The following is a 25402-nucleotide window of genomic DNA, read 5'->3' as shown; positions in this document are numbered from 1 at the left end:
TTTCTTCGCTCTTTTCCAAAAGACCCGTACCTTACTTATACATATTTTATGAGAATTTCGCAAAGTTTTAAGATTTTCGGGCGCTCCGGGCGCTCCGGTTTTACACGAGAACCCGTAAATTAGGCCGCCATGAGCAAAAGAGCCCTGAAAAAATACGTGGCCGGACTGGACCGGGAAGCACTTTCCGAACAACTACTCGACCTTTACGACCGGTTTCCGCAGGTCAAGACCTACTACGATTTTGTTTTTAATCCGAAAGAGGACAAACTCCTGATGGAAGCCAAGGAGAAGATTCGAAGGGAATATTTTCCGCAGGGGAGAAGGCGCCCCAAGGCCCGGAGGTCGGTGGCCAAAAATTACATCCGGCATTTCGGGAAGCTCGGGATGGAACCGTACTTGCTGGCAGACCTGATGGCTTACAACCTGGAAATTGCGGCAGCCTTCGAAAAAACCCGCAATTGCCCGGATGCCTTTTACCGCAGCATCTATAAATCCTATCTGGATTGGACCGCCTACCTGGTACACCAGGGTATTTTTGGTGATTTCAGTGATCGCCATGCCGCCTTGATCGCGGAAATAGAAAAGGCAGGCTGGCCGAATGCGGAGGACTTTCTGGATCGAAATGAACAATTATCCCTCTAAGGGGCCGAACTGCTAAAAACAACCATATGGCAATCGCAATCCTTCGAAATGACGACCGGACAGACTCCTGGATCCGTGCCCTGGAGGCTGTGGCGCCGGAGATTCCGCTATACGATTACCACCAACCGCACCCCAGGGAAGCCATTCGCATGGTCGGCGTGTGGAAACACCCGCCGGGAAGCCTTGGGGAGTACCCGAATTTACTGGGTGTCCACGGCCTGGGCGCCGGGGTGGACTTTATTCTCGAAGATCCCGATTTGCCCGAAGGCCTGCCTGTCCTTCGCGTCGTGGACCCTTACCTGGCCTCCGATATGGCGGAATATGTGCTGGCACAGATCCTGTCCGGACTCCGGCAGTTGCCGGCCTACACCCTCGACCAGTACAGCAACCGCTGGAACCCCCGGCCCTACAACCGGATTGAAGATGTCCGGGTGGGGATCATGGGGTTGGGCACCCTCGGAAAAGCAGTGGCAGATTTGTTGGTGCGCACCGGTTTCGACGTGCGGGGCTGGACCGCCCGGTCGCAACCCGCCACCGGGTATCCGGTTTTTCAAGGGCCGGAAGGCCGTCAGGCTTTCCTCTCGGAATCCGATATTTTGGTGTGTCTGCTTCCGCTAACCCCCAAGACCCGGGGTATCCTGGACCAAAGTGTATTTGACCAGCTGCCCGTTGGGGCCCGGCTGATCAACGTGGCCCGGGGCCCGCTGCTCAATGAAGAAGACCTGTTGGAGGCCTTCCGTACGGGGCAGGTTGCCCAGGCCTGCCTGGATGTGTTTTCCCAGGAGCCATTGCCAAACAGCCATCCCTTCTGGAACCACCCGGGGATTTCGATGACCCCGCACGTAGCGAGTGTTTCCGAGCCCGAATCGGTTGCCGCTCAGGTTATTGCCAATTACCGCGCGCTTTTGGGCGGTGGCCCACTGGCCAACGTGGTATCCCGGGAGCGGGGTTATTAACGGTGGTTGTTGAGAAATCCTGGCGAGAAATTTCTTCAAACCTTAAAAATCGGCTAGTTTTGCAAAATTCAGCCTTCCGCACCGGGAAGGTTCAAAAAATTGGCTAAAACGACCTTTTTGAGCGCACAAACCGAGTCTACCGAAAAAACCCTTTACGACTATCAGCTGGAAGACCTGGGCAAGATTTTCAAATGCCTCGAGGAATCCCCGGATGATATCAACCTCCTTTACCAGTTGCCTACGGGAGGCGGGAAAACCGTGGTATTTTCGGAGATTGCGCGCCGCTACATCCGGCATACAGGCAAGAAGGTAGTTGTGCTGACGCACCGAATCGAGCTCAGCCTCCAGACTTCGCGCATGCTCTCAGGCTTCGGCGTTAACAACAAGATCATCAACAGTGAGGTAAAGGAACTCGACGAGAGCGACGATTACGAATGCTATGTCGCCATGGTCGAAACCCTGAACAACCGCCTGCAGGAAAAGGCGATAACCCTGGAAGGCGTGGGCCTGGTGATTATCGACGAGGCCCATTACAATTCCTTCCGGAAACTTTTCAAGTACTTTGAAAAATCGGTGATACTCGGCGTAACCGCCACCCCGCTCAGCTCCAACATCAAGTTGCCGATGAAGGACCACTACAAGAAGCTGATCGTCGGGGAATCCATCGCCTCCCTGATTGAGAAAAAGTTTCTGGCCAAGGCGAACCTGTACAATTATGACGTCAGCCTGAAGTCCCTGAAATTAGGCATCAGCGGGGATTATACGGTGAAGTCCTCGGATGCGCTATACGGGAACCAGCAAATGCTCGGCAAACTGGTCGGTGCCTACGAGGAACTCGCCAAGGGTACCAAGACGCTGATCTTCAACAACGGGATCAGCACCTCCAAATACGTCTATGAAACGTTTAAGCGGGCCGGTTACCCGATCCGTCACCTGGACAATAAGAACTCGGCCTCTGAAAGGCGGGAAATCCTGGATTGGTTTGCCAATACCCCCGATGCAATCCTCACCTCGGTCAGTATCCTGACCACGGGATTTGACGAACCCAGCGTGGAAACGATCATCCTGAACCGGGCTACGCGTTCGCTGACCCTGTATTTCCAGATGATCGGACGCGGTTCGCGGATCCTCAAGGACAAGGAGGAATTCACCGTCATCGACCTCGGGAACAACATCGCACGGTTCGGGCCCTGGGATGCCCCGGTAGACTGGCAGGAAATTTTCCATTTCCCCGATTTCTACCTGGAAAACATCCGTAACGACGAGGAGATCGAACGGGAATTCGTCTATGAAATGCCTGCTGAACTCCGGGAAAAATTCGGGAGATCCTCGGATATTGACTTCGACGTAAAGGAGGAGTACAAAAAGATTTTTGCCCAGGGGAAGAAATCGAAGCTGGTGCTCGAGAAAAGCATCGAACAGCATGCCCGGATATGCGTGGAGAACAGTGAGGATGTATTTGACGCCCGCATACTGGCCCGGGAACTTCGCGATGAAATCGAGTATCGCATCAAGCAGTATTCCTACTGCATTATGAACAACACCAAGAACTATCGGGACTGGCTTCAGGAGGACTACGAGCGCCGTCTCCGCCTGAAGATCTCGCAATTGTTTGCGGCCCGGATGTAGTTGAGGGGCGGGCGGCCAGCCGGAAAGGGCCCTGTTGAACCCTTCCGGCCCTTTCGCGGCCCTCCAGTGTATTTTCACCATCAGGGCGTATCTTTACGGGACGAATAACCACTAATCCTATAATGCCAAAACATGGAATCACCCGATTGGAAACCAGCAGGAGAATTTGAGGATATTACCTATCGCAAATGCGACGGGGTTGCGCGGATTGCCTTCAACCGTCCCGAGGTGCGCAATGCCTTTCGCCCGAAAACCACCAGCGAACTGTACCGGGCGTTTTACGACGCCATGGAAGACCGTTCGATCGGGGTGGTATTGCTTTCTGCCGAGGGGCCTTCCCCAAAAGACGGGGTGTACGCCTTTTGCAGCGGGGGCGACCAGCGGGCCCGGGGGCATCAGGGTTATGTGGGCGAGGACGGCTACCACCGCCTGAACATCCTGGAGGTGCAACGCCTGATCCGTTTTATGCCCAAGGTAGTCATTGCCGTGGTGCCCGGATGGGCAGTAGGAGGGGGACACAGCCTGCATGTGGTTTGCGACCTGACGCTGGCCAGCGCGGAACACGCAATTTTTAAACAGACCGATGCGGACGTCACCAGTTTTGACGGGGGGTATGGCTCGGCCTACCTCGCCAAGATGGTCGGGCAGAAGCGGGCGCGGGAGATCTTTTTCCTGGGCAGGGATTACCGGGCACAGGAAGCCTACGAAATGGGAATGGTCAATGCCGTGGTACCCCATGACGAACTGGAACAGACCGCCTACCAGTGGGCCCGTGAGATACTGGCCAAGTCGCCGACCTCGATCAAGATGCTGAAATTTGCCATGAACCTCACGGATGACGGTATGGTTGGCCAACAGGTTTTTGCGGGAGAAGCCACCCGGCTGGCCTATATGACGGACGAAGCCAAAGAGGGACGGGATGCATTCCTGGAGAAGCGGAAACCCGATTTCGGGAAGGACCAGTGGATTCCGTAAAGTCGGTGCGAATGGCCTGAAACTAAAAAGAGCCCTGGTTGTTTAACCAGGACCCTTTTACGAGAACACTATATGAAAATGAAAAAAATTAACTCCGTTTATTTCATTTGAACAGTGTAAACATACGCCGGGCATTCCGCAGGGCAAATATTTTGTTGTGAAACGGCCGCAGGTTGTGGTGTAGGATATATAAGGGGGGATTTCTTCGGTGAACGGCACGTGTTCCATGCGTCCTTTCAGGTCCTTATACCCCATCATTTTGTCGGGAGACCAGGGGCTGGCCGGATTCCCCGGAAGGTTTCGCAGGGATAGCGTATCTTTAATTTCCAAGATGCGTGTTTGGGCCATGAGACATAACCCACCTGCCAGCCTGATATTCCTGCTCTATTTCCTGATATCCTGTTCCGGGCCGGAATATGCCTGGAAGGAACTCGAGGTGACGGTGACGGCCTATAATTCGGTGCCCTGGCAAACTTCCGGAAACCCTTCCCTGACCGCATGGGGTGATACGCTCCGGCCCGGGATGCAATGCATTGCAGTTTCCCGGGACCTTATTGCCCTGGGCCTTGACCATAACACGGAAGTTAAAATCCAGGGGCTTCCCGGGACCTTCCTGGTCAAGGATAAGATGAACCGTCGCTTTAAACGGCACATCGACCTGTATATGGGCGAGGATGTGAAAGGCGCGCGGGAATGGGGCCGTAAAAAACGCGTTATCCGTTACCGGGTGCCCGCTCGCGAAAATCTCCGGAAAGAGGTAAATACAGAATGATATGCCATTAAAAAACTATGCCTTCCCAGCTGTTATTTTGGTGATCCTGTCGGTTGCAACGGCCTGCAGTACGTACCGCCCCTTATTGTCGGACCGCCCGATACGTTTTGACCGGGAGCGACTGGAATTGACCGGTGCCTACCTCAGGGACCGGTATGGGATGGAGCAGGAGGATGCCCGTATTGAACCCCGGATGATCGTACTCCACTGGACGGCCATCCCCACTCTGGAGGAGTCCTTTGATGCATTTTACCCGCCCCGACTGCCGGATACGCGCGGGGACATCACCTCGGCGGGCGCCCTGAACGTCTCCGCCCACTATTTGGTAGACCGGGACGGCAGTATCCTGCAATTGATGCCGGATACACTGATGGCCCGGCATGTGATTGGGCTGAACCATTGTGCGATTGGCATCGAGAATGTGGGGGGCACTCCGGAGACCCCGCTCACAAAAGCGCAACTCAGGGCCAATGAATGGCTGGTACGCCAATTAGCCGCAACCCATAACATCCAATACCTGATCGGACATTACGAGTATACCCGGTTCGAAGGGCACCCGCTCTGGTTGGAAAAAGACAGCGGGTACCGGACGGAAAAAACGGATCCCGGCAGGCAATTCATGAAAAAAATCCGAAATTCGGTCCGGGATCTGGGACTGAAACCCGCGCCCGAAAAATAGCATCCATGAAATACATCTTACCGCTTTTATCGCTTTGCCTGTTTGTTTTGCCTGTTTCCGGGCAAACGGAATCCTTTACGGAACGGTTTTATGACAGTTATGAAACCTACCGGGAACCGAGCCTGGGAAAACGAAGAATCAAGCACGCGGATATCCAACCCCTGATCGACGCGCTGGCCGTCAAACCCGGGTTTGAGGTCAACCGCGTCGGGACCTCCATAGAAGGCCGACCCCTGCGGCTCATCAGCCTGGGGGACGGGCAAACAGACATTTTCCTGTGGTCCCAGATGCACGGGGACGAACCCACGGCCACCCAGGCCATATTCGACATCCTGAACTTCCTGGGAGCCCCGGAGTTTGCCGACGAGAAATCCCGACTCCTGGATTCGGTCCGGCTGCACTTCCTGCCGATGCTCAATCCGGACGGGGCGGAGGTCTACCAGCGACGCAACACCCTGGGCATCGACATCAACCGGGATGCCCTGCGGCTGCAATCCCCGGAAGGCCAAACCCTTAAACGGGTGCGGGACAGCCTGGAAGCGGAATTCGGGTTCAACCTGCACGATCAAAGCACCTATTACAATGCCGAGCGCACCCCGAAACCGGCCACCATCTCCTACCTGGCCCCGGCCTACAACTACGAGAAGGAAATCAATGAGGTTCGCAGCCGCGCCATGCAGGTGATTGGATATATGAACCGGATTATCCAGCGGTATGCCCCCGGGCAGGTTGGAAAATACAACGACGATTTTGAACCCCGGGCATTCGGGGACAACATCCAGAAGTGGGGGACAAGCGCCATCCTCATTGAATCCGGTGGCTATCCGGAAGACCCTGAAAAGCAGGAAATCCGCAAATTGAATTACGTTTCCATCCTCTCGGCGATCTACGCCATCGGATCGGGAAGCTACCGCAACGTTGGCCTGGAAGCCTACGGGGAAATCCCGGAAAACGACCGGAAACTCTTCGACCTGAAAATCGAACAAGTCACGTATCCGCTACTCGGAAAGGACTATATAATCGACCTGGGGATCCACCGGTTTGAGGTAGACACCCCGGACCATGAAGATTTCTGGTACAGCAGCCGCATTACCGACCAGGGGGACCTGTCCACATACTACGGCTATGAAACTCTGGACGCGTCGGGCTATCGGCTCGGGTCTGGTAAAGTATACAGCCAGGTGCTCCCGAATTTGGAAGCTGTTGGGAAATTGGATTTCTGGGAGCTGCTCGGGCAGGGGATCACCTATGTCCGCGTGGCGGACCTGCCTAAAAAGGCCACTTCCACCCCGTATCCGATACAAGTGGTAGGTGCATCCTTTGAATTGCCGGAACCCCGCTGGGATGTGGGGGACAATCCCACCTTTGTCCTGACCCGGGAGGGTTCGGTCCGCTACGTTGTGGTCAATGGCTTCCTGTACGAACCGGACAGCCGCAAAGGATCGGGGAAGAACAGTATGATCCTGCGTTGAAAGTTATCTCCGGGAGAGGCGGTTAGTACCCATAGGTGATGACCGTGGTAGACCCGTGCATCAGCAGGATCACCAGCATACTTACCAGGGTAACGACAATTGCGACAAATAAGCTGATCACAAGGCTTTTAAGCCAGGCCGTAAACGGGCCGATGGCACTTTCCTTCACAATTTGGTTGAGTACATCCATGACAGGGTATTTTTGAGTGATACGTCTCGTTGATTCAGGATGGAAGGTTGCCTATGTACTTATATAACAGGTGATTTCGTATTTACCCTACCTGGTATCACAAAAAAAAGACTCCCGGGGGGGAGTCTTTCCAATGCTTTAGTTGCGTGCGGTTTACTGGCAACCAGCGGTAAAGCCGGAAGCGTCAAAAGACGTTTGGACGGCACCCTGCAGCCCACCGTGCTGAACGCGGATGGCCAGGTTGTTCTCCCCGCTGCCGTCGCGTTTCGGACTGCAATATTCAAACAGGTAAAAACTGTTCGCCCGCTCGGAGACCTTTTGGGACAGTTGGTTAAAGGTGACCTCGAGTTCTTCCTTGTTCCCCGCAAACACGCTGAATGTCTTCCCGATTTCCTCCAGTACCTCGCTGTCGATTTCGGCCCCCAGGCCAATGGTAAAGAAGGAAATGTTGGAGTTTGCTTTTTCCACCTTGTCAAGCGCCTGGCTTTCCGAATAGCGGGATGCCTGGTCGGTTCCGTCGGTAAACAGGACGATGGAAGCCGCCCCGATGGTGTTGTTCTGTTCGCTGTCCCGGAGCAGGTCGGTTGCCAGGTCCGTACTTTTGATGACCGCACCGTACAGGTCGGTAGACGGGTCATTGCTGATATCTGAATCGATAGACTCCACGGCCGCAATCAACTCTTCCCGTGACGAGGTCAGCGGGTTGAGCTCGTGCAGGACATCTTCGCCGTCAAACCAGTAGATCGCCATCTGGAAGGATTCGGCAGGTACAGCCGGCATCACATTATCTATAAAACTCGCGGAGGCAGACTTCAGTTCGGTGAGGCTGCCGCTGAGGACGCTGTTGCTCAGGTCCAGCACAAGGAGTGTGTGGTTCTGAAAAATCTGCGAATTCGGGGAGATTCGGGACTGGGATTCCGAGGAGGATATCGTACTGAAGCAATCGTCGTTCCGGCCCTGCTCGTAGATGGTGAACTGGTCGGCCGTGAGGCCAGCCACCGGGTTGCCGAATTCATCGGACACCCGGAAGAATACGGATACTTTTCCCGGGAGGGTCGTATACTGGTCCTGAATGGACAGGATGAGTTCGTTCGGGCCAAAATCCAGACAATCGTCTACCGGTTTGCCCAGGCCCAGGTCGCCGTTGCCGTTCAGGTCAAAGGATACGTCGTCGTCTGCGTTTCCACAGGAAAGGAACATCCCGGTAAGTCCGAAGATTAACAAAAAGGTGCGGATCATATGCATTTTCATGGTTCTCTTGATTTCCATGGAAAACGTATAAATCCCCATCCTAGTATTCCACATCTAAGATTTTGTTAAACGGCCGGGCATCGGGTGAATTTTTGGTACTTTTGAGTATCGAGACGACAATTCAAATACACACCCCAATGACTGTATTGCTATTTGGAGTTACCCGCGATATCGTTGGCAATGGTTCCCTGTCCATCCCCATGAACCAGGCGGGCCGGCTACAGACGGTGGCCGACCTGAAAACCTACCTGAAGAAAATGTACCCGGACCTCGGGGGGCTGAGTTCCCTGGCGGTGGCCGTAAACAAATCCTACGCCGGGGATGGGGATAAAATCACGAATTTTGACGAAATTGCATTAATTCCGCCGGTAAGCGGGGGGTAAGATAGAACCATGCTGATAGACAATCACAACCGGGTTATCAATTATGTCCGCCTGGCCGTAACGGACCGGTGCAACTTGCGGTGCAACTATTGCATGCCGGAACACGGTATCGATTTTGCGCGAAAGTCGGACCTGATGACCGTGGAGGAAATGAAGCGGTTGTGCAGCATTCTGGCTGGCCTGGGCGTCGATAAAATACGGATTACAGGGGGAGAACCCTTTGTCCGGAAAGGCGTTATGGATTTGTTTGCCCACCTGGGGGGACTCCCGGAGGTTCGCGAAATTTCAGTCACTTCAAACGCTACGCTCATCGGGCCGCATATCGACCGGATGAAAGAACTGGGCATTCAGAGCGTGAATATCAGCCTGGATGCCATCCAGGCGGAAACTTTTGCCAGGATCACCCGCCGGGACGAATTTGACAAGGTTTATGGCAATATCATGAAACTCGTCGATTCCGGGATGGAAGTGCGGATTAATTTTGTGGTCCTCAAGGGTCAGAATGAATCGGATATCTACCCGATGATGGAATTCCAGCGCGAATTCCCGGTCCGGGTCCGTTTCCTGGAAGAGATGCCTTTTAACGGGGGCAGCCGCGATTTCAAGGGCCTGGAATGGAACCACAGGAAAATCCTCGGGCATATCCGCGAAAAGTACCCCGAATTCGAAAAGATCCCCGGGCCGATGACTGCTACCTCCGTCAATTACCAAATTCCCGGACACGCTGGTAGTTTCGGGATCATTCCGGCCTTCAGCCGGACCTTCTGCGGCAGTTGCAACCGGTTGCGCATTACCGCCACCGGCGACCTGATAACCTGTTTGTACGGAAAACCTGTAGCCAATATCCGGGATCCGCTCCGGCAGGGGGCAACCTCCCTGCAGATTCGCGCCCTTTTGGAGGAAATCCTCGGGCAACGGGCAAAGGATGGTTTTGAGGCCCAGGAGCAATTCGGGCCTGTAACCGGGAGTTCCATGTCGTCCATCGGGGGGTAACCCCCTCCGGTCTGTGGCTAAAATCCGGTATCGGGAAAGGAAACTGGGAACGGGACGGCAATTTGGAAACTTAGCATGTGGCGGCTTGGGTCCAGATTAAAATGACTATGCACATGACATTATATGCACCCCTATATGGTTTGGTACTCGCTGGCGGTAAAAGCAACCGCATGGGCCGCGACAAAGGGGCAATGGACTATCACGGACTGCCCCAGCGGGAGTATGCCTATGCCCTCCTGGAGGAAGTCTGCGAAAAGGCCTTTTTGAGCCTGCGTTCCGACCAGGCCGCAGATATACCGGGTAATTACCGGACACTGACAGACCAGGACCGGTATCGGGGCCCTTTGAACGGCATCTTATCGGCCCACGCCGAATTTCCGGACGCCGCCTGGCTCGTGCTGGCCTGCGACCTCCCGTTGATGGACAGAGAATCCCTGGAATTTCTGGTAAGTCGCAGGGATCCCAATAAAGTGGCGACGGCCTATGCAACGGAGGCATCCGGACTCCCTGAACCCCTGGCTGCTATTTGGGAACCTTCTGCGCTGCGCGCTGCCAAGGATTATTTGAAAAACGCCACCTCCAGCTGCCCGAGAAAATTCCTCCTGCAATCCGATATTCGCCTGGTGGTAGCCGAGGAAGACACTGTCCTGGCCAATGCGAACGACCCGCGGGAACGCGAGGCCATCCTGCAAAAACTCAAGGAACGATGAGCGCCGACCGGTACGACAGGCAGACCCGCCTGGAAGATTTTGGCCCGGAAGGGCAACGGGCCCTGTCGGAAGCTGCCGTTTTGATAATCGGTGCCGGCGGGCTGGGGGTTCCGGCGGCCACCTACCTGAATGCCATGGGTATCGGGCGGCTGGGGCTCGTAGACGGGGATGTCGTTGAAACCAGCAACCTGCACCGGCAGCCGGCCTACGGCCCGGCGAGTGTGGGAATGGCCAAAGTCCGGGAACTGGAAAAAGTACTGCGCGCCCAGAACCCGGATACCCAACTGGATATCCGCGACACTTTCCTGAATCCCACCAATGCGCTGGAATTAATTGGGAATTACGACCTGGTTGTGGATGCCACGGACAACCTGCCAACCCGGTTTTTGGTGGATGACGCCTGCCTGATGCTTGGAATTCCCTGGGTATATGGGGCCCTTCACGGCTTTGAGGGGCAGGTGAGCGTTTTCAATTATCGGGGCGGCCCCACCTACCGGTGCCTTTTCCCGGTTCCGCCGCCGGCAGGAGAAATACCGGATTGCGATACGCTCGGAACCCTTGGGGTGCTTCCGGGCCTGATCGGGACCATGCAGGCCCTCGAGGCGGTCAAGGCGATTTGCGGCCTGGAAGGGGTATGCGCTGGCAAGTTGCTGCTTTACGATGCCCGCAAACAGCAAACCCTGCACATAGCCATCCAAAAAGATGCGAACCGAACCGTCCCCGACGACCTGTCTGCCACCTATCAGCTTTCCTGCGAAGGGGAGCCGGATGCGGTTAGCGGGAGCGAATACCTGCGGTTGCGAAAGGAGGGGGCTGCACATCTCCTGGTGGACGTACGGGAACCCGGGGAATTTGAAAGCCACCACCTGGACGGCGCCCGGAATATTCCAATGAAACGAATCGCGTTGGGAGTACCGGACTTTTCCTCAGGAAACCCGGTTTACCTGATCTGCGAGACCGGGCCGAGGAGCCGGCGGGCGTGCCGGGAGCTGCAGACCCGGTGGCCGTCAACTCCTTTTTTCTGGATTTCCGGAGGGATGCGGCAATTAAAAGTGGAAAGCCAGTGATGCATCCCGACCTGATCTGGCTGGTTCTGGCCTTTTTCACGATCGCCCTGCTCTATGCCTCGGCAGGGTTTGGAGGGGGATCCTCCTACCTGGCCATCCTGAGCCTGGGCCTCACGGAATTTTATGAAATCCGGACCATTGCGCTGCTCTGCAACCTCACCGTTGTCAGCGGCAGTGTCTGGCTCTTTTACAAAAGGGGCCACCTGGATTGGAACCTCTGTATCCCTTTTACGTTGGCGAGTATCCCGCTGGCTTATCTGGGCGCCAGCTTCAGGCTGGAGGAACAAGTTTTTTTCAGTATCCTGGGGGCAGCCTTGTTGATTTCCTCCCTGGCACTGGGGTACCAATCGGTCCGGCACCGATTCCGAATTCCCAAAAAACACCGGTACACCCGTTCGTTAACCTATCTGCTGGGAGGCGCTATTGGCATGCTCTCAGGCCTGGTGGGCATAGGCGGAGGGATATTCCTCGCCCCCGTCCTAAACCACCTGAAGTGGGACCTGCCTATTAAAATTGCCGCCCTGGCGAGTTTCTTTATATTGGTCAACTCCCTGTCGGGCCTGGCAGGGCTTGTAACTGCCGGGACCTTCACTGTCTCATGGATACCGGCGCTGGCGTTGATGGCCGCTGTGCTGGCCGGCGGGCAAATCGGCATCCGCCTCACCCTGAACCGGTTCACAGCCAATGGTATCCGGATGGTAACGGCCGTCCTGGTATTTCTGGTTGGGCTCCGGGTGTTGCTGGTCAATGGCATGGGGTTTGAAATGTTGCCCTGAGACTGAAACTTTAAGAAAAGATGCACGTATTATATATGACGAATCAGAAAATAACCTCCCGATGATAAGTTTTGGGAAAGCCTATGAGGCCGTAATGGCCGAGCGATGGACCCTGGCAGCTGAAACTGTCCGGCTGGACGATGCTTGCGGACGTTATCTCGCTCAGCCCGTTGTTGCAGACCGCCCCCTGCCCCCGTACGACCGGGCGACTATGGATGGGATAGCCATTTGCCACCGGGATTTCCGAGACGGGCACCGGGAATACCGCATCCAGGGGATGGCCCGGGCCGGCGACCCCAGGCACCGGCTTTCCGGGGCCGGCAATTGCATCGAAATTGCCACAGGGGCTGTATTGCCGGAAGGAGCGGATACCGTGGTGCGGTACGAAGACCTCCTGAGTTCAGCCGGGGCGTTTACCATCCAATCCGATCCATCTGAAGGCCAGAGTATCCACCCGGCCGGGAGCGATGCGGATGCAGGATCCGTCTTGCTGGAGCCCGGCACGAGGATTGGCCCCTCGGAAATTGCCGTTCTCGCCTCGGTGGGTGTCGGCAAGCCGAAGGTTTACAGCCTCCCTGCCGTTACGCTGGTATCCACCGGCGACGAATTGGTAGACGTGGATCAAAAACCCGAACCCCACCAGATCCGTAAATCAAATACCCGGGCACTGCGGGCAGCCCTTACCGAATTCGGGATCGTCCCGGAAGAAATCCACCTGGCAGATGACCCCCAAACCATCCGGATGGAGCTTGAAAAGGTTCTCAGCGAGCCTGGGATCCTGTTACTCAGCGGGGGCGTGTCCAAAGGTAAGTTCGATTATTTGCCAGAAGTCCTGGAGGCGCTTGGGGTACGCAAATGTTTTCACCGGGTAGCCCAGCGTCCCGGTAAGCCGTTTTGGTTCGGGGTGGGCGCCGGAGGGGAAAACCTCGTATTTTCCTTCCCTGGGAATCCCGTTTCAACGTTTCTGAGCTTTCATTTGTATTTTAGGGACTGGCTGCTGAAAAGCTTCGGTTTTGACAATATCGCGCAGCAGGCCCGGCTCATCGCCTCGGCTGAGAATACAAGCGGGCTGACCCAATTTCGCCTGGCAACGGTGGAGAACCGGGAAGGTACGCTCTGGGCAGCGGAAGTGCCCATGAACAGTTCCGGAGATTTTTTGAGCCTGGCCAGGGCCGAGGGCTTTCTCTGTATCGAACCGACGAAATCCGGTTATGCCAAAGGCGCAACGGTAAAGTGGATACCATTTAAATTTAAGTGAAGTGACGCACGAATTGATACAAATTGTCGAAGCCTGGGAACGGGCAACGGAACTCGGGCATAAAACGGTCCTCGCAACCGTGGTGGACCTGGATGGTTCCTCATACCGCCGCCCCGGGGTGCGGATGTTGCTCCTGGAAAACGGGGCCGCCTACGGCGCGGTGAGCGGGGGCTGCGTGGAAAAAGAGGTGCATTTGCAATCGCAGGAGGTTTTCCAGACGGGCAAGCCCAAAATGATGACCTATGACGGCCGCTTCCGCCTCGGGTGCGAAGGCATCCTGTATATCCTGCTGGAACCCTTCCGGCCGTCAAAGGCATTCCTTAAGGCTTTCCGGCAACGCGTCCGCGATCGGCAACCCCTGCGTTTGCGGTCGTCCTATACACGCGAAGTGGGAAGCCGTGAGGGCATGCTGACCGTGATGGAAACTCCCGGCGGGGCTTGTGCCTTCGGAGATGGTTCGCCGGACGATACCCTGTCCGTTTTTCGCCAGGAACTGCCGCCCAGGCTCCGCCTGGAGCTCTTTGGGGGGGAACACGACACGGTACAGTTGGCAGCCCTGGCAGCCCAGGCTGGCTGGGAGGTCTGTGTCACGGTTGCAGCCGACGAGGCCAGGACCCAGTCGTATTTTCCCGGGGCCGCGGAGTTCCGGGCAGTGATTCCCGAGCAGTGGGATCCGCCTGAAATGGACGGGCAAACAGCCGTGGTGCTGATGACCCACAGTTATACCAAAGACTTAAAATACCTGATCCGGCTGACGGAATCCCGTCCCGCCTACCTGGGCGTCCTGGGCCCGGCTTCCCGCCGGGAACGCCTCCTGGGGGACCTGATGGATCGACTCCAGGCTCCGGACAACGCATTTTTTGATCGGTTGCACGGACCTGCCGGCATCGATATCGGGGCGGAAACCCCCCAGGAAATCGCCCTATCCATCCTGGCCGAAATCCTATCGGTTATCCGGGAATCGAATCCGGTGCCCTTACGTCAAAAAGACGGGAAAATCCACAGTTGATGGCCCCGGGAATCGCATCCATCGTTCTTGCCGCGGGGGAATCCCGGCGAATGGGCCGCCCCAAGGCCTTGCTGCCATGGTCCGGGGGAACCGTACTGGACGCCATCCTCCATGCCGTTGAGGAAGCCGGGCTGCCGCCCCCGGTAGTAGTTACCGGGGCACACCACCGGGAGCTATCCGAAAATCTCAGGAACTCCTCTGCCCGCATTCGTGAAAACCCCGATTGGGCCTCCGGAATGGGCAGCAGTATCCGCTGCGGCCTGGAAGCGGCCCTGGAAACCCGCCCGGACCTGGAAGGCCTCCTGGTACTCCTGGCGGACCAACCCCTGGTTTCCAAGACCTATCTGTTGCGATTGCTGTCCAATTTTCAGAGTAACGAACCGGGCATCGTCGCCACCCGTTACCCGGAAGGCGGGGGCGTACCTGCTATATTCCGGCGCACCTTTTTTGAGGCACTTCGCTCCCCGGGCCGGAGTGGAGGGGCCAGCAGCCTGATCAGAAGCGCTGCTTCGGAAACCCTGCTCCTGGAACCGGGGCTGGCAGGCCGGGACATGGACACCCCCGAGAAGTACCGGGAACTCCGCAAAATTGCCGGGTTGCCCGAGATACCCGGGGCCGGTTAAGGGGCTGACGCGCCCGGGGCGGCCGGCAAGCCCGGGGATTCCCGAATAAAATAGACCGGAACAGAAAAGACCTGAACAGTATATATTTACCAAATGATGCAACCAAAACACCTCCTGACACTTTGTACAGCCTTGCTAACTTACCTGGTAAACGCCCAGGAAATGGGCTTTGAACAATACAACCCTACTTCCACACTGGTCGTGCCGGCCCACCCAACCGAGCAAGCCAAATTTCCCTTTATCGATATGCACAGCCACCACTTCCGCATGCCGACACAGGACCTGTCCGAGTTGGTCGCGGCAATGGATTCGCTGAATATGGCGGTGATGGTGAATCTCAGCGGCGGTTCCGGGGATCATCTTCGAGGGGCCGTAGCCAATGTCCGGGCCCATTACCCAAACCGCTTCGTCGTCTTCGCGAATGTGGATTTTGACAGTGTGGGGGCCCCGGGCTGGGGGCAGCGTGCCGCGGCACAACTCGAAGCGGATGTTGAAAACGGGGCAAGCGGGCTTAAAATATACAAAAGCCTCGGGTTGCGGAATACCGATATAAACGGGGACCGGGTTGCCGTGGATGATCCCCGGCTGGACCCGATCTGGGAAAAATGCGCCGAACTGGGGATTCCGGTGCTCATCCATTCCGCAGACCCGCGTTCCTTCTGGGACCCGATGGATTCCCTCAACGAACGCTGGCTCGAGCTCAAACTCCGGCCGCGCCGCAAAAGGAGCAATACGGACCCCGCGCCCTGGCAGCAGATTATCGACGAGCAGCACCGGGTGTTTAAAAAGCATCCGAATACCCGGTTTGTCAATGCCCATATGGGCTGGTATGCCAATGACCTGGATACGCTATCGGATTTACTGGACGAGATGCCCAATATGTACGTGGGGATCGGGGCCGTCATCGCCGAATTGGGCAGGCAGCCCCGGAGGGCCCGGAAATTCTTTATCGACTATCAGGACCGGGTAGTCTTTGGGAAAGACGCCTGGCAACCCTCCGAATACCCGACGTATTTCCGTGTGCTTGAAACGGATGACGAATACTTTCCCTATTACAAGAAATACCACGCCTTTTGGGCCATGTACGGGCTGGACCTCCCGGATGACGTACTTCGGAAACTATACTACGAAAATGCTTTGAAATTACTACCCGGGTTGGATACCTCGCTCTTTCCGGACCGGTAGGCGGGAGTGAACCTTTTTGATCTGGCTTCGTACATAAGGGAAAGCACCAGATCATGTACAAAGCATATTATTGCATCCTGTTGTTATTGTTGTCGGCATCCCTGAATGCCCACCATATCCGGGGACGCGTTGCCGATCCGGATGGAAACCCCCTCGAAGCTGCCGCCATTTACCATCCCGCCACGGGATCCTACGTATATGCGGATGCGGCCGGTTATTTTGAACTGGACAACGTGGATGTGGGCGACCGGCTTTTACTCTTCAGCCTGGGTTTCGCCTCGGACGAACGCACGATTACGGCCCTGCACGTTGAAAAGGGCATCACCGTGGTATTGCAACCGGCTGCCGTGGGGCTGGAACAGGTTGTCCTGGTAGCCCGGTTGAACCCGCTGAACAACCTGGCTCGGGCCGACCTGGCGGTAAACCCCGTACGGTCCTCCCAGGAAATACTGCGGCGGGTACCCGGGCTGGTCATCGGCCAGCATGCCGGAGGGGGCAAAGCTGAGCAGATTTTCCTGAGAGGCTTTGATATCGACCACGGAACCGATCTGGCAATCGACGTGGAGGGGATGCCCGTTAACATGGTCTCGCATGCCCACGGGCAGGGGTATTCGGATTTGCATTTTATCATCCCGGAAACCATCGAAAACATCGATTTTGGGAAAGGCCCCTACCGGGCTGGCGTGGGGAATTTCAATACGGCCGGACACATTTCTTTTAAACTCAGGGACCGGCTCCCACAAAACCGGGTAACCCTGGAAGCCGGGCAATTTAATACCCTACGCGGACTGGGGATGATCCGGGTAGCCGACACGGACCACTCCCAGGCCTATCTGGCCGGGGAAATACTCTTTTCCGACGGGGTCTTTGAAGCCTCCCAGAATTTTAGCCGGGTGAATCTGATGGGCCGCTACCGGTTCGACAATCGGGAGGACGAGTCGCTCACCCTGACAGCGAGCCACTTCCAAAGCCAGTGGGACGCCTCCGGGCAGATTCCGGAACGGGCAGTGGCTTCCGGCCAAATCTCCCGATTCGGAGCCATTGACAGTACGGAAGGAGGGCGTACTTCCCGGACGAATATCTGGATGTCGCACCGAAAGCAATACAGCCCGCATCAAAGCCTGCGGACATCGGCCTATGTAACCGGCTACCAGTTTGACCTGTATTCCAATTTTACCTTTTTCCTGGAGGATCCCGTAAACGGCGATCAGATCCGCCAACAGGAAAAACGCCTGCTCTTGGGCGGACAAACCGTCTGGAGGCATAGCTTTCACGGTGAAGGCACGCCCAGAAAAGGGTATCTGGACCTGGGGATTGGATTCCGATACGACGACGTGGACGAGGTCTCCCTGTCCCGGACAGCCAACCGCAAGACGCTGCTGGAGCGCCTGGCCTATGGCGATGTTGACGAATTCAATGGCTTTGCCTTTGCCGAGGCCAGCTGGAAGCTGGGGCGGTGGACCCTGGTCCCTGGCCTGCGCCTAGACCACCTGCGGTTTGAATACCGGGACAGGCTCCCACAAACGTATGCCCGGGCCGTGGAACCCGGTTGGTTCCTGGCCCCGAAATTCAATGCCCTGTACCAGGCTTCCCGCAAAGTTCAATTTGTGGGGAAGGCGGGATTGGGATACCATTCCAACGACACCCGGGTAGTGGTTGCCCGTGGAGGGGAAGAAACCCTGCCCGGGGCCCTGGGCCTCGAGGTGGGCTCCGTGTACCGGCCGCTGGACCGGCTGGTTCTCAGTGCAAACCTCTGGAGCCTGTTCCTGGAACAGGAGTTTGTGTATGTAGGGGATGCCGGGATTGTTGAACCCAGCGGCAGGACCCGCCGCCTGGGACTGGAAGCCGCCATCCAGGCCCAGATAACGGACCACCTGTTTGCCCGGGGCGATGTCAATTATACCTATGCCAGGAGTACGGAGGCCCCTGCCGGAGCGGACCGGATTCCCCTGGCACCGGAATTAACATCTTCGGGCAGCCTGTCTTTACGCGACCTGGGGCCTTTTTCCGGAGGGATCCGCTATCGGTTTATTGCGGATCGGCCGGCGGATGAGTCGAATTCCCTGGTGGCTGACGGTTATTTTGTTGCGGATGCCAATTTGAATTACACCCGGGGGGCAATTACCCTGGGGCTAACTGTTGAAAACCTTTTCGACACCCGTTGGAAAGAGACCCAATTTGCCACCCTGAGCCGGTTGGCGGGGGAAACGCAACCCGTAGAGGAGATTCATTTTACCCCCGGAACCCCGTTTTTTGTGCGGGCGAACCTCCAGCTCAGGTTCTAGCCTAAACATCCCGTGACCTCCATCCCATCCGGAGCAACTTGCTGGGTATCGGCCAGGTGCATTTTATCGAGAATGGGGGGCGTCGGGTACTAAACCGGTCGGCAACGCGTTTTATGGGATGTAATTTCGAAACGAATCCTATGCAATCAAAAAAATTGTTTACCTACACAGCCGCGGCTATGGCAGCCATTACCCTTACTTTCCTCCAGAGCTGCAGCTCGGATGCCGACGAACAGGACATCCCGCAGGAGGCGCAACTCTCCCAGGAGGAATTCCAGGCGGTCTTGGAGACCGAGGAATGGACCGGGGTGGCGGATACCGCCCTGGCGGAACTGTTCCAAAACGGCAACAGCAATTCCGGCAAAAGCGCCGCTAACGAATGCTATCAGGCGGAGTACACTGAAACCGGTTTTACTGCCACTTTCGGCAACTGCGTCCTCAATGGGACGGAAAATGTGAACGGTACCCTGGTAGTGACCTATGGAACAGATCCTGAAACCGCATCGTTTACTGCCGTCTACGACAGTTTCTATGTCGGGGATATTGAGGTAAATGGGACGCGGTCGTTCACATTGACTGCCAGCGAAGGCAATTCGGTCTCCATGACCATCGTGAGTGATATGACCCTGGATTTTGCGGACGGCAGTACCATCAGCGAAAGCGGAACGCGCTCCCTGGCCATTACCTTTGGGGAAACGCTGGCGGACAGTACTTTTTCGATCGAGGGGGACTGGACGCTGTTGAAAGACGGCAACACCTATACGGTTGCTATCACCAGCCCGCTGACCGGAAATTTTGAATGCGGGTACTTGGTAAGCGGCGTAATGACCCTCGGGAAAAACGGCCTTTCTATCATCGCCGACCTGGGAGACGGGCAATGCGACAACCTCGCAATTCTTACGTATCCGAACGGGGTACAGGAGGAATTTGAGTTATAAATCCCCGAGCATATACAAAGCAAAAGGCCCGTGATGAGCGGGCCTTTTTCTTTTCCATGGGGCGGGGAGGAGCTAATAATAGGGGGGCTATCAATAGAAGTAGTTCCGATTCTCGCTCCACCGGACGCGTTTGCTATCCCGGAAACTCGAGAAATAAGCAAACCTTCTGGTTTCGGTAGGGGTTTGATTTACAATAGGTTTCATGACGATTTGTTTTTTGATTGTCGATGGATTTGTCAGTAGACGAAGTTCCGGGATTCGGACCAGCGCACGCGCTTGCTCGATTTAAAATTGGAAAAACTCCGGAAACGTCTTGCTTCAGTCGGTGTGGCTAAGTTCATTGCTTTCATGATTGTTATTTTTTAATTGATGGATTGATTTTGTAAGTCGCACAGGACGCCGGCTCCAGCCGAATCCCAGCATCAGTAGCTGGAACCTGTTATTGATAATGTTTACTCTTGCTGTCATAATTGGTTGCCTTGTTGCGGTATTACATCCATAAGACGGGTGAGGGATTCTTTTGTTACAGTACTATGCTATAAAAGGTACTGTCTTAAACATTTTTTAACATATTGTATTGGTTCAGATCAGATCTATATAACTGAACTTTAGAGCTTTAATACAAATCCTAAAAATTTGAAATTTTTTCTGAGTTTTGCATTGCGCCTGCTGAAACTGATGGAATAGGAGGGAGGCAGGGTGTAATACCGAGCATTTTTACCCCGCTCTGGCACATCGGGTTGACCGGGCCTTTGTATTTTTAACGACATATGCCATTACTGGGAGCTATCATCAAGAAGGCCATCGAGGCCGGGGCCATCATAAAACCTGATCAGAACCACTTGGATCAACAGGAGTCGCAACTGCGCAGCCTGCTTGAGAAGGCGAGGGATACGGCATTTGGAAAACACCATGGGTTTGATGCCTTATTAGGGGCCGACGACATACGCAAGGCATTCCGGGAACAGGTACCCTATTTTGACTACAAGCGGATGCACGAGGGCTGGTGGAAAAAACAGCTGGACGGATCCCCGGATATCAGTTGGCCGGGCAAACCGGATTACTATGCGCTCTCATCCGGGACCACCGGCAGCAGCAGTAAGCGGATCCCGGTAACCGACGAGATGATCAAGAGCATCCGAAATGCCGGGATCCGGCAGGTATTATCCCTGCGCAACTTTGACCTGCCTTCGGAATTCTTCGAAAAAGAGATTCTGATGCTCGGGAGCTCCACGGATTTACAGGAGCAGGGGGAATTTCGAGAAGGCGAGATTTCAGGTATCAGTGCCGGGAATATTCCCTTTTGGTTCCGGAGTTACTATAAACCCGGGGAGGAAATTGCCCGGATCGACGACTGGGACGACCGCGTTCAGCGAATTGCCGACCGTGCCTCTGATTGGGACATCGGGGCTCTGAGCGGTATCCCCAGCTGGATTGAACTGATGCTTCGCAAGGTCATCGACACCCACGGGCTCCGGGACATCCATGAAATCTGGCCCAACCTTCGGGTATATACCTCCGGGGGGGTGGCCTTTGGCCCGTACCGGAAGAGTTTTCAGTCGCTTATGGGCCGGGAAATTACCGCCATCGATACCTATCTGGCTTCGGAAGGTTTCCTGGCACTGCAAACCCGGCCGGAAACCGACGCAATGCAGTTGCTCACGGATAATGGAATTTACTTTGAATTCGTTCCTTTCGTCCCCGAGAATCTGGAAGAAGACGGGAGCATACGGCAGGAGGCCCCCAGCCTGGGCCTGGACCAGGTGGAAGCCGATACAGATTACGCCCTGGTAATTAGTACGGTTTCGGGGGCATGGCGTTACCTGATCGGAGACACGGTGGCATTCTCGGATACCGGCCGGGCGGAAATCCATATTACGGGAAGGACCAAATTCTTCCTGAACACAGTGGGCTCCCAATTATCGGTGCAAAAACTGGATGCCGGGGTGCAGCACCTGGAAAATACGTTTGACATGGCCATCCCGGAATACACCCTGGCGGCGATCCGCCTGGACGACGGATTTCACCATTGTTGGTACCTGGGCAGCCGGGATTCCAGAGACTCAAAGGAACTGGCCTCCTCCCTGGACAACCACCTCCAGGAAGCCAATAAGAATTATCGGGTGGCGAGGTCCAAAGCGCTTGAGGGGGTGAAGGTACAGGTTGTGGACCCGGAAATCTTCTACGGCTGGAACGAGTCGCAAAAAAAGAAGGGGGGACAGGTTAAGATGGAACGTGTCATGGATCCCGATAAGTTTTCCCAGTGGGAGGAATTTGTCCGGAACCAGGGTACAGGTCAGGAATCCGCAGCCAGCTCCTGAACCAGGGCTTCGATTTCTTCCGGGGAACTGTAGAATCGCCGGATACGGGCCTTATAGGCTTCGGGTATGTCCGCCTCGTGCAGGATATAGTTCTTGGTCCGCAGGATGGATTCCTGTAACCCGTTCGATACGGCGTGGTAATCTGCCCGGAATTCGGCAGCCCGCCTGAAGGAAGGGGAAAACAGGTATCTCAGGCCAAACCCAAGCAACCCAAAACCGCTGTAGCGCGAATAATCCACTACATGACCCAATTCGTGGGCAAACCATCCCTCCAATACCTCTGCCGGCAGAACGGCCAATGATTCGGTTTTATTTCCAAATTGAACCGTCGGACTAATCCGGATGATGTAGGTGCGCACCTTCCTGCCCGCAAACAACGACCAAAAGGTTGGACGGGCTGTCATGGTAGATCGGCCGGGCCTACTGAGCAGTCTGAGACGGATGCGGACCCCGGCCAGTTCGGGATACTGAGAGCGGGCCCTCTGAAATGGTGTTGTCAGGAATTCGGGGATGCGGTTTGCCATGCCAGTTTTATGATTTGAGATCCCGGGGGTTTGCCATTTGGGATCTGTGATAGCTGAATCATTTTGATTAAAAGAATACGAAAAAAAGTAGACGGTTTGTGCTATTTTCATGACCTTTTTTGAAATAAATTCCAGATCTAACGGATCCCGAACGCTACCCGGCTGATTCAGCAATAATACAAGGGTATCGCCCGGGGCATTCCCATCGCTGTCAATTTCCATTGGAATTCCAGTCCAATCTGCCTACTTTCCCAACAGAAATTTAAGCGTGAAACTGCCTGATGGAACTGAAAGGACAAAATATACTGGTTACCGGGGCTTCCCAGGGTATCGGAGCGGCGGTAGCCCGGGAACTTCTCGGGCAGGGGGGGCGTATCATCGCCCACTATAACAAAAACCGGGAAGCTGCCGAGTCGTTGGCCAAAGCACATCCGGATTCGAAAGTTGCGACCCTCGCTGCCAACCTCGAGAACCCGGCGGAAACAGAGGAACTCTTCCGTAAAAGCCTGGAGGCATTGGGCCACCTGGATGCTTTGGTGCTCAATGCAGGTGTTTTCCTGCCGCACCCGCCGGAAATGGCAACTGCAGATTGGTGGCAGGTATGGCGAAAGACCCTGGCTATTAACCTGGACGCTTGCGGATTGCTTACGAAACTGGCCCTGGAGCATTTTAAAATGCGGGGTGGCGGCCGACTGGTCTATATCGGGAGCCGGGCGGCCTTCCGGGGTGAGACCGAAGATTTTCTGGGATATGCCGCGTCAAAGGGGGGGCTGACTTCCCTGGCCCGATCCGTGGCGCGAGCCTTCGGGCGGGACCGGATCGTGGCGTTCACCATTGCCCCGGGTTTTACCCGTACCGAAATGGCGGAAACGTTTATTCGCCAGAAAGGGGAGAAAGTACTGCAGGATGAAATCGCTTTGCCCAACCTGACGGTTCCCGGGGACATCGCCCCCCTGGTGGCCTTTATGTGCAGCGGCAAAATGGACCACGCCACGGGCACCACCGTCGATATGAATGCCGGGAGTTATATGCATTGATGTCGGAAAGAACCGTTCTTTTAGCCGCCTCAGGCCGAATACATTAAACTTTTGTTAATGTGTTTAGCTGTCTGTAGAGAAATATTAAATTCGGGGAATTATTTAAGGAATCCGGGTTGCGGATCGTTGTCGGGGATTGGCCGTATTTTAATTTCCGGCCATGAAAAAAGGCGGAAAAAAACCGTGACCAACAGCCGGGTTCGAGAATTGCTATAAAATCAGAACCAGTATCATGACTACCGAATTATTACAAAAAGCTTCAGAATTCGAAAACCGCAAATGGTCGCGCATTACGACCAGCGATCGGGTGCAGGCTTCCCGGGACCTCAAGAAACTCATTCTCGAGATTAACGAAGTGTATAAGAAAACAAGGGATCAGCACCTGATGGAGGTAATGAAAAACCTCACGGCCATCAAGCGCAAGGTTGAAAAGCGCCTGCAGGGCCGCATCGAGGTATAGCCAGCCCTGAGTCAATCGGGTAGGTAGTAGGCGATAACGCTGCCCGGTTTCGTTATGGTTGTATAAATAAAAAACCGCCCAATCCGGGCGGTTTTAATTTAATAGTCTCCCAACAATTACTCGGGCATCACTACCGTATCAATCACGTGGATAGCCCTGGAATTCCCGGGGAATAGCCAATAAATGTTTAAACTTTATATTATTATGTTAAACATTTAAGAATTTCACCGAATGAACCCTATGGTACCGTGGCTGCGCACCGGTGGGGTGTAGTATAACTGTGAGTAACGATTAAAAACGAAGGAATGCCATCGAAGGGGAATTCAGGCCGAAAGTTACGGCCTAGCGATGCCGGTTGCGGTATTTCCTGTAGAGGTACCAGATTAGGCAAGCGGGGAGTAGTACTGCCAGGACAAAGGTGAGCAGTATCCAAAGGATCATTTCGAAAAATGCCTGTTCCATGGGGCAGGGAATTGCGGTTTCCGCCTTTTACCTGCTCGAATATACGGTATCTGCAAGGAATTTACGGCCAATGTTCCAGCCATTCCTGCGGTCGTATGTTAGCTGTCGCCAATCGTAATTCATGTTGAGCCGTTTCATACTTGCCTTTATGAATAAGACGACCGGGAATCCAAAGTGTTACAGGGAGGAGTCCCCGCGGATTGAAGCGTTATCGAATGGCCGGGTACCTCAAAAGGAGCAATGGCCTTTGGGAACCTTTCGTTTTTATTATCTTGCTTTAAACCGCGGAGGACATCAGTTCTCGTGGGCAAATATTTTTAACCATAACATAGAACCATGAAATTTACCCGTAAAGCAAGCGCCCTGTGGAAAGGGGGCGGCAAAGAAGGCAGCGGCACCCTCAGCAGTGCCAGCGGCGTATTGGAACAAACCCCTTATTCCTTTAATACCCGGTTTGCAGATACCAAAGGGACGAATCCTGAAGAACTGGTCGGCGCAGCCCATGCAGGTTGTTTTGCCATGCAACTCAGTTTTCTCATTGGGGAAGAAGGGTACACACCAGATAGCCTGGACGTTTCGGCCGAAGTCCATTTTGAGGATGGGAAGGTAACCGACATTCACCTGAACCTCCGTGGGAAAGTACCCGGAATGCAGGCAGAGGCATTTGAAAAAACCGCCCAGAAGGCAAAGGAAGTGTGCCCGATTTCCAACCTCCTCAATGCAAAGATCCACCTGGAAGCCCAACTCGTTTGAGGATAGAGAAATTGCACGCTATAAAATTGAAATCCGCAAGGGCTTACGCGCT

At 55.0% G+C, this 25402-nt stretch carries 25 protein-coding genes; 22 read left to right on the top strand and 3 right to left on the bottom strand.

Annotation, left to right across the window (positions count from 1 at the left end; all coding sequences use genetic code 11):
* Positions 1-129 precede the first annotated feature (129 nt).
* The 7 genes from AC3DKS_RS02370 to AC3DKS_RS02340 all read left to right on the top strand — a co-directional run bounded on the left by AC3DKS_RS02370 (position 130) and on the right by AC3DKS_RS02340 (position 7125).
* Positions 130-642 (top strand): DUF6155 family protein, encoded by a 513-nt coding sequence (locus tag AC3DKS_RS02370; protein WP_272607322.1) that lies wholly within the window; start codon positions 130-132, stop codon positions 640-642.
* A 26-nt stretch (positions 643-668) separates the two neighbouring features.
* A complete protein-coding gene (locus AC3DKS_RS02365) occupies positions 669-1598 on the top strand; it encodes a 2-hydroxyacid dehydrogenase (protein WP_272607321.1) in 930 nt (309 codons plus the stop codon).
* Between the two features lie 117 nt (positions 1599-1715).
* Positions 1716-3227, top strand: a complete 1512-nt coding sequence (locus tag AC3DKS_RS02360; RefSeq protein WP_272607320.1) for a DEAD/DEAH box helicase — start codon at positions 1716-1718, stop codon at positions 3225-3227.
* Between the two features lie 132 nt (positions 3228-3359).
* Positions 3360-4202: a 1,4-dihydroxy-2-naphthoyl-CoA synthase gene (locus AC3DKS_RS02355; RefSeq protein WP_015754959.1), complete on the top strand. Its 843-nt coding sequence runs from the start codon at positions 3360-3362 to the stop codon at positions 4200-4202.
* 346 nt (positions 4203-4548) lie between these two features.
* Positions 4549-4974 carry a 3D domain-containing protein gene (locus tag AC3DKS_RS02350; protein WP_272607319.1) on the top strand — a complete coding sequence of 142 codons (426 nt, stop codon included), beginning with the start codon at positions 4549-4551 and terminating at the stop codon, positions 4972-4974.
* 1 nt (position 4975) lies between these two features.
* The gene (locus AC3DKS_RS02345) at positions 4976-5653 is read left to right on the top strand and encodes an N-acetylmuramoyl-L-alanine amidase (RefSeq protein ID WP_272607318.1); all 678 of its coding nucleotides are present in this window, start codon (positions 4976-4978) and stop codon (positions 5651-5653) included.
* Positions 5654-5658: 5 nt separating this feature from the next.
* The gene (locus tag AC3DKS_RS02340) at positions 5659-7125 is read left to right on the top strand and encodes a M14 family metallopeptidase (protein WP_272607317.1); all 1467 of its coding nucleotides are present in this window, start codon (positions 5659-5661) and stop codon (positions 7123-7125) included.
* A gap of 22 nt (positions 7126-7147) precedes the next feature.
* Here the strand turns inward: AC3DKS_RS02340 and AC3DKS_RS02335 are convergent, their stop codons facing one another.
* Both AC3DKS_RS02335 and AC3DKS_RS02330 read right to left on the bottom strand, forming a co-directional pair.
* Positions 7148-7315, bottom strand: coding sequence for a hypothetical protein (locus AC3DKS_RS02335; protein WP_015754954.1), 168 nt, complete (start codon positions 7313-7315; stop codon positions 7148-7150).
* Between the two features lie 153 nt (positions 7316-7468).
* Complete coding sequence (locus AC3DKS_RS02330) at positions 7469-8560, bottom strand: vWA domain-containing protein (protein WP_430930919.1); 1092 nt, start codon at positions 8558-8560, stop codon at positions 7469-7471.
* 143 nt (positions 8561-8703) lie between these two features.
* On the opposite strand from AC3DKS_RS02330, the gene AC3DKS_RS02325 reads away from it, so the two are divergent.
* From AC3DKS_RS02325 to AC3DKS_RS02270, 12 genes are all read left to right on the top strand, one after another.
* Positions 8704-8949, top strand: coding sequence for a MoaD/ThiS family protein (locus AC3DKS_RS02325; protein WP_015754952.1), 246 nt, complete (start codon positions 8704-8706; stop codon positions 8947-8949).
* A gap of 9 nt (positions 8950-8958) precedes the next feature.
* Positions 8959-9942, top strand: a complete 984-nt coding sequence (moaA, locus tag AC3DKS_RS02320; RefSeq protein ID WP_015754951.1) for a GTP 3',8-cyclase MoaA — start codon at positions 8959-8961, stop codon at positions 9940-9942.
* 101 nt (positions 9943-10043) lie between these two features.
* Positions 10044-10652, top strand: coding sequence for an NTP transferase domain-containing protein (locus tag AC3DKS_RS02315; protein ID WP_336298656.1), 609 nt, complete (start codon positions 10044-10046; stop codon positions 10650-10652).
* On the top strand, positions 10649-11719 hold the full coding sequence (locus tag AC3DKS_RS02310) for a HesA/MoeB/ThiF family protein (RefSeq protein ID WP_272607315.1): 1071 nt from the start codon (positions 10649-10651) through the stop codon (positions 11717-11719). Before AC3DKS_RS02315 ends, AC3DKS_RS02310 begins: the two co-directional genes overlap by 4 nt.
* A complete protein-coding gene (locus AC3DKS_RS02305) occupies positions 11719-12495 on the top strand; it encodes a sulfite exporter TauE/SafE family protein (protein ID WP_272607437.1) in 777 nt (258 codons plus the stop codon). Before AC3DKS_RS02310 ends, AC3DKS_RS02305 begins: the two co-directional genes overlap by 1 nt.
* A 61-nt stretch (positions 12496-12556) precedes the next feature.
* On the top strand, positions 12557-13753 hold the full coding sequence (locus AC3DKS_RS02300) for a molybdopterin molybdotransferase MoeA (RefSeq protein WP_272607314.1): 1197 nt from the start codon (positions 12557-12559) through the stop codon (positions 13751-13753).
* A gap of 1 nt (position 13754) precedes the next feature.
* Positions 13755-14762, top strand: coding sequence for an XdhC family protein (locus tag AC3DKS_RS02295; RefSeq protein WP_272607313.1), 1008 nt, complete (start codon positions 13755-13757; stop codon positions 14760-14762).
* The gene (locus AC3DKS_RS02290) at positions 14762-15385 is read left to right on the top strand and encodes a nucleotidyltransferase family protein (RefSeq protein WP_272607312.1); all 624 of its coding nucleotides are present in this window, start codon (positions 14762-14764) and stop codon (positions 15383-15385) included. The genes AC3DKS_RS02295 and AC3DKS_RS02290 overlap by 1 nt, the downstream gene beginning before the upstream one ends.
* A gap of 93 nt (positions 15386-15478) precedes the next feature.
* Positions 15479-16570: an amidohydrolase family protein gene (locus tag AC3DKS_RS02285; protein WP_272607311.1), complete on the top strand. Its 1092-nt coding sequence runs from the start codon at positions 15479-15481 to the stop codon at positions 16568-16570.
* Positions 16571-16623: 53 nt separating this feature from the next.
* Complete coding sequence (locus AC3DKS_RS02280) at positions 16624-18855, top strand: TonB-dependent receptor (RefSeq protein ID WP_272607310.1); 2232 nt, start codon at positions 16624-16626, stop codon at positions 18853-18855.
* A 140-nt stretch (positions 18856-18995) separates the two neighbouring features.
* On the top strand, positions 18996-19793 hold the full coding sequence (locus AC3DKS_RS02275) for a hypothetical protein (protein WP_015754942.1): 798 nt from the start codon (positions 18996-18998) through the stop codon (positions 19791-19793).
* A gap of 770 nt (positions 19794-20563) precedes the next feature.
* Entirely contained in the window at positions 20564-22114 is a 1551-nt protein-coding gene (locus AC3DKS_RS02270) for a GH3 family acyl-acid amido synthetase (protein ID WP_474731396.1), read from the top strand.
* On the opposite strand, the gene AC3DKS_RS02265 is transcribed toward AC3DKS_RS02270, so the two are convergent.
* The gene (locus AC3DKS_RS02265) at positions 22090-22638 is read right to left on the bottom strand and encodes a hypothetical protein (protein ID WP_272607308.1); all 549 of its coding nucleotides are present in this window, start codon (positions 22636-22638) and stop codon (positions 22090-22092) included. The genes AC3DKS_RS02270 and AC3DKS_RS02265 overlap by 25 nt on opposite strands.
* Positions 22639-22919: 281 nt before the next feature.
* Here AC3DKS_RS02265 and AC3DKS_RS02260 point away from each other — a divergent pair, with 281 nt between their 5' ends.
* The 3 genes from AC3DKS_RS02260 to AC3DKS_RS02250 all read left to right on the top strand — a co-directional run bounded on the left by AC3DKS_RS02260 (position 22920) and on the right by AC3DKS_RS02250 (position 25350).
* Positions 22920-23675, top strand: coding sequence for an SDR family NAD(P)-dependent oxidoreductase (locus AC3DKS_RS02260; protein WP_272607307.1), 756 nt, complete (start codon positions 22920-22922; stop codon positions 23673-23675).
* A gap of 232 nt (positions 23676-23907) precedes the next feature.
* Positions 23908-24135, top strand: a complete 228-nt coding sequence (locus tag AC3DKS_RS02255) for a hypothetical protein (protein ID WP_015754938.1) — start codon at positions 23908-23910, stop codon at positions 24133-24135.
* A 798-nt stretch (positions 24136-24933) separates the two neighbouring features.
* Entirely contained in the window at positions 24934-25350 is a 417-nt protein-coding gene (locus AC3DKS_RS02250) for an OsmC family protein (RefSeq protein ID WP_015754936.1), read from the top strand.
* Positions 25351-25402 lie beyond the last annotated feature (52 nt).

Source organism: Robiginitalea sp. (genome assembly GCF_982776155.1).
Note: the sequence above shows the minus strand (reverse complement) of the source record. Positions and strands in the feature narration are given on the sequence as shown.

Bases quoted from the DNA above. Each gene is read 5' to 3' on its own strand.
- AC3DKS_RS02370 (WP_272607322.1), top strand. From the start codon at position 130: ATGAGCAAAAGAGCCCTGAAAAAATACGTGGCCGGACTGGACCGGGAA.
- AC3DKS_RS02365 (WP_272607321.1), top strand. From the start codon at position 669: ATGGCAATCGCAATCCTTCGAAATGACGACCGGACAGACTCCTGGATC.
- AC3DKS_RS02355 (WP_015754959.1), top strand. From the start codon at position 3,360: ATGGAATCACCCGATTGGAAACCAGCAGGAGAATTTGAGGATATTACC.
- AC3DKS_RS02350 (WP_272607319.1), top strand. From the start codon at position 4,549: ATGAGACATAACCCACCTGCCAGCCTGATATTCCTGCTCTATTTCCTG.
- AC3DKS_RS02345 (WP_272607318.1), top strand. From the start codon at position 4,976: ATGCCATTAAAAAACTATGCCTTCCCAGCTGTTATTTTGGTGATCCTG.
- AC3DKS_RS02340 (WP_272607317.1), top strand. From the start codon at position 5,659: ATGAAATACATCTTACCGCTTTTATCGCTTTGCCTGTTTGTTTTGCCT.
- AC3DKS_RS02335 (WP_015754954.1), bottom strand. From the start codon at position 7,315: ATGGATGTACTCAACCAAATTGTGAAGGAAAGTGCCATCGGCCCGTTT.
- AC3DKS_RS02330 (WP_430930919.1), bottom strand. From the start codon at position 8,560: ATGCATATGATCCGCACCTTTTTGTTAATCTTCGGACTTACCGGGATG.
- AC3DKS_RS02325 (WP_015754952.1), top strand. From the start codon at position 8,704: ATGACTGTATTGCTATTTGGAGTTACCCGCGATATCGTTGGCAATGGT.
- moaA (WP_015754951.1), top strand. From the start codon at position 8,959: ATGCTGATAGACAATCACAACCGGGTTATCAATTATGTCCGCCTGGCC.
- AC3DKS_RS02315 (WP_336298656.1), top strand. From the start codon at position 10,044: ATGACTATGCACATGACATTATATGCACCCCTATATGGTTTGGTACTC.
- AC3DKS_RS02310 (WP_272607315.1), top strand. From the start codon at position 10,649: ATGAGCGCCGACCGGTACGACAGGCAGACCCGCCTGGAAGATTTTGGC.
- AC3DKS_RS02305 (WP_272607437.1), top strand. From the start codon at position 11,719: ATGCATCCCGACCTGATCTGGCTGGTTCTGGCCTTTTTCACGATCGCC.
- AC3DKS_RS02300 (WP_272607314.1), top strand. From the start codon at position 12,557: ATGATAAGTTTTGGGAAAGCCTATGAGGCCGTAATGGCCGAGCGATGG.
- AC3DKS_RS02290 (WP_272607312.1), top strand. From the start codon at position 14,762: ATGGCCCCGGGAATCGCATCCATCGTTCTTGCCGCGGGGGAATCCCGG.
- AC3DKS_RS02285 (WP_272607311.1), top strand. From the start codon at position 15,479: ATGATGCAACCAAAACACCTCCTGACACTTTGTACAGCCTTGCTAACT.
- AC3DKS_RS02280 (WP_272607310.1), top strand. From the start codon at position 16,624: ATGTACAAAGCATATTATTGCATCCTGTTGTTATTGTTGTCGGCATCC.
- AC3DKS_RS02275 (WP_015754942.1), top strand. From the start codon at position 18,996: ATGCAATCAAAAAAATTGTTTACCTACACAGCCGCGGCTATGGCAGCC.
- AC3DKS_RS02270 (WP_474731396.1), top strand. From the start codon at position 20,564: ATGCCATTACTGGGAGCTATCATCAAGAAGGCCATCGAGGCCGGGGCC.
- AC3DKS_RS02265 (WP_272607308.1), bottom strand. From the start codon at position 22,638: ATGGCAAACCGCATCCCCGAATTCCTGACAACACCATTTCAGAGGGCC.
- AC3DKS_RS02260 (WP_272607307.1), top strand. From the start codon at position 22,920: ATGGAACTGAAAGGACAAAATATACTGGTTACCGGGGCTTCCCAGGGT.
- AC3DKS_RS02255 (WP_015754938.1), top strand. From the start codon at position 23,908: ATGACTACCGAATTATTACAAAAAGCTTCAGAATTCGAAAACCGCAAA.
- AC3DKS_RS02250 (WP_015754936.1), top strand. From the start codon at position 24,934: ATGAAATTTACCCGTAAAGCAAGCGCCCTGTGGAAAGGGGGCGGCAAA.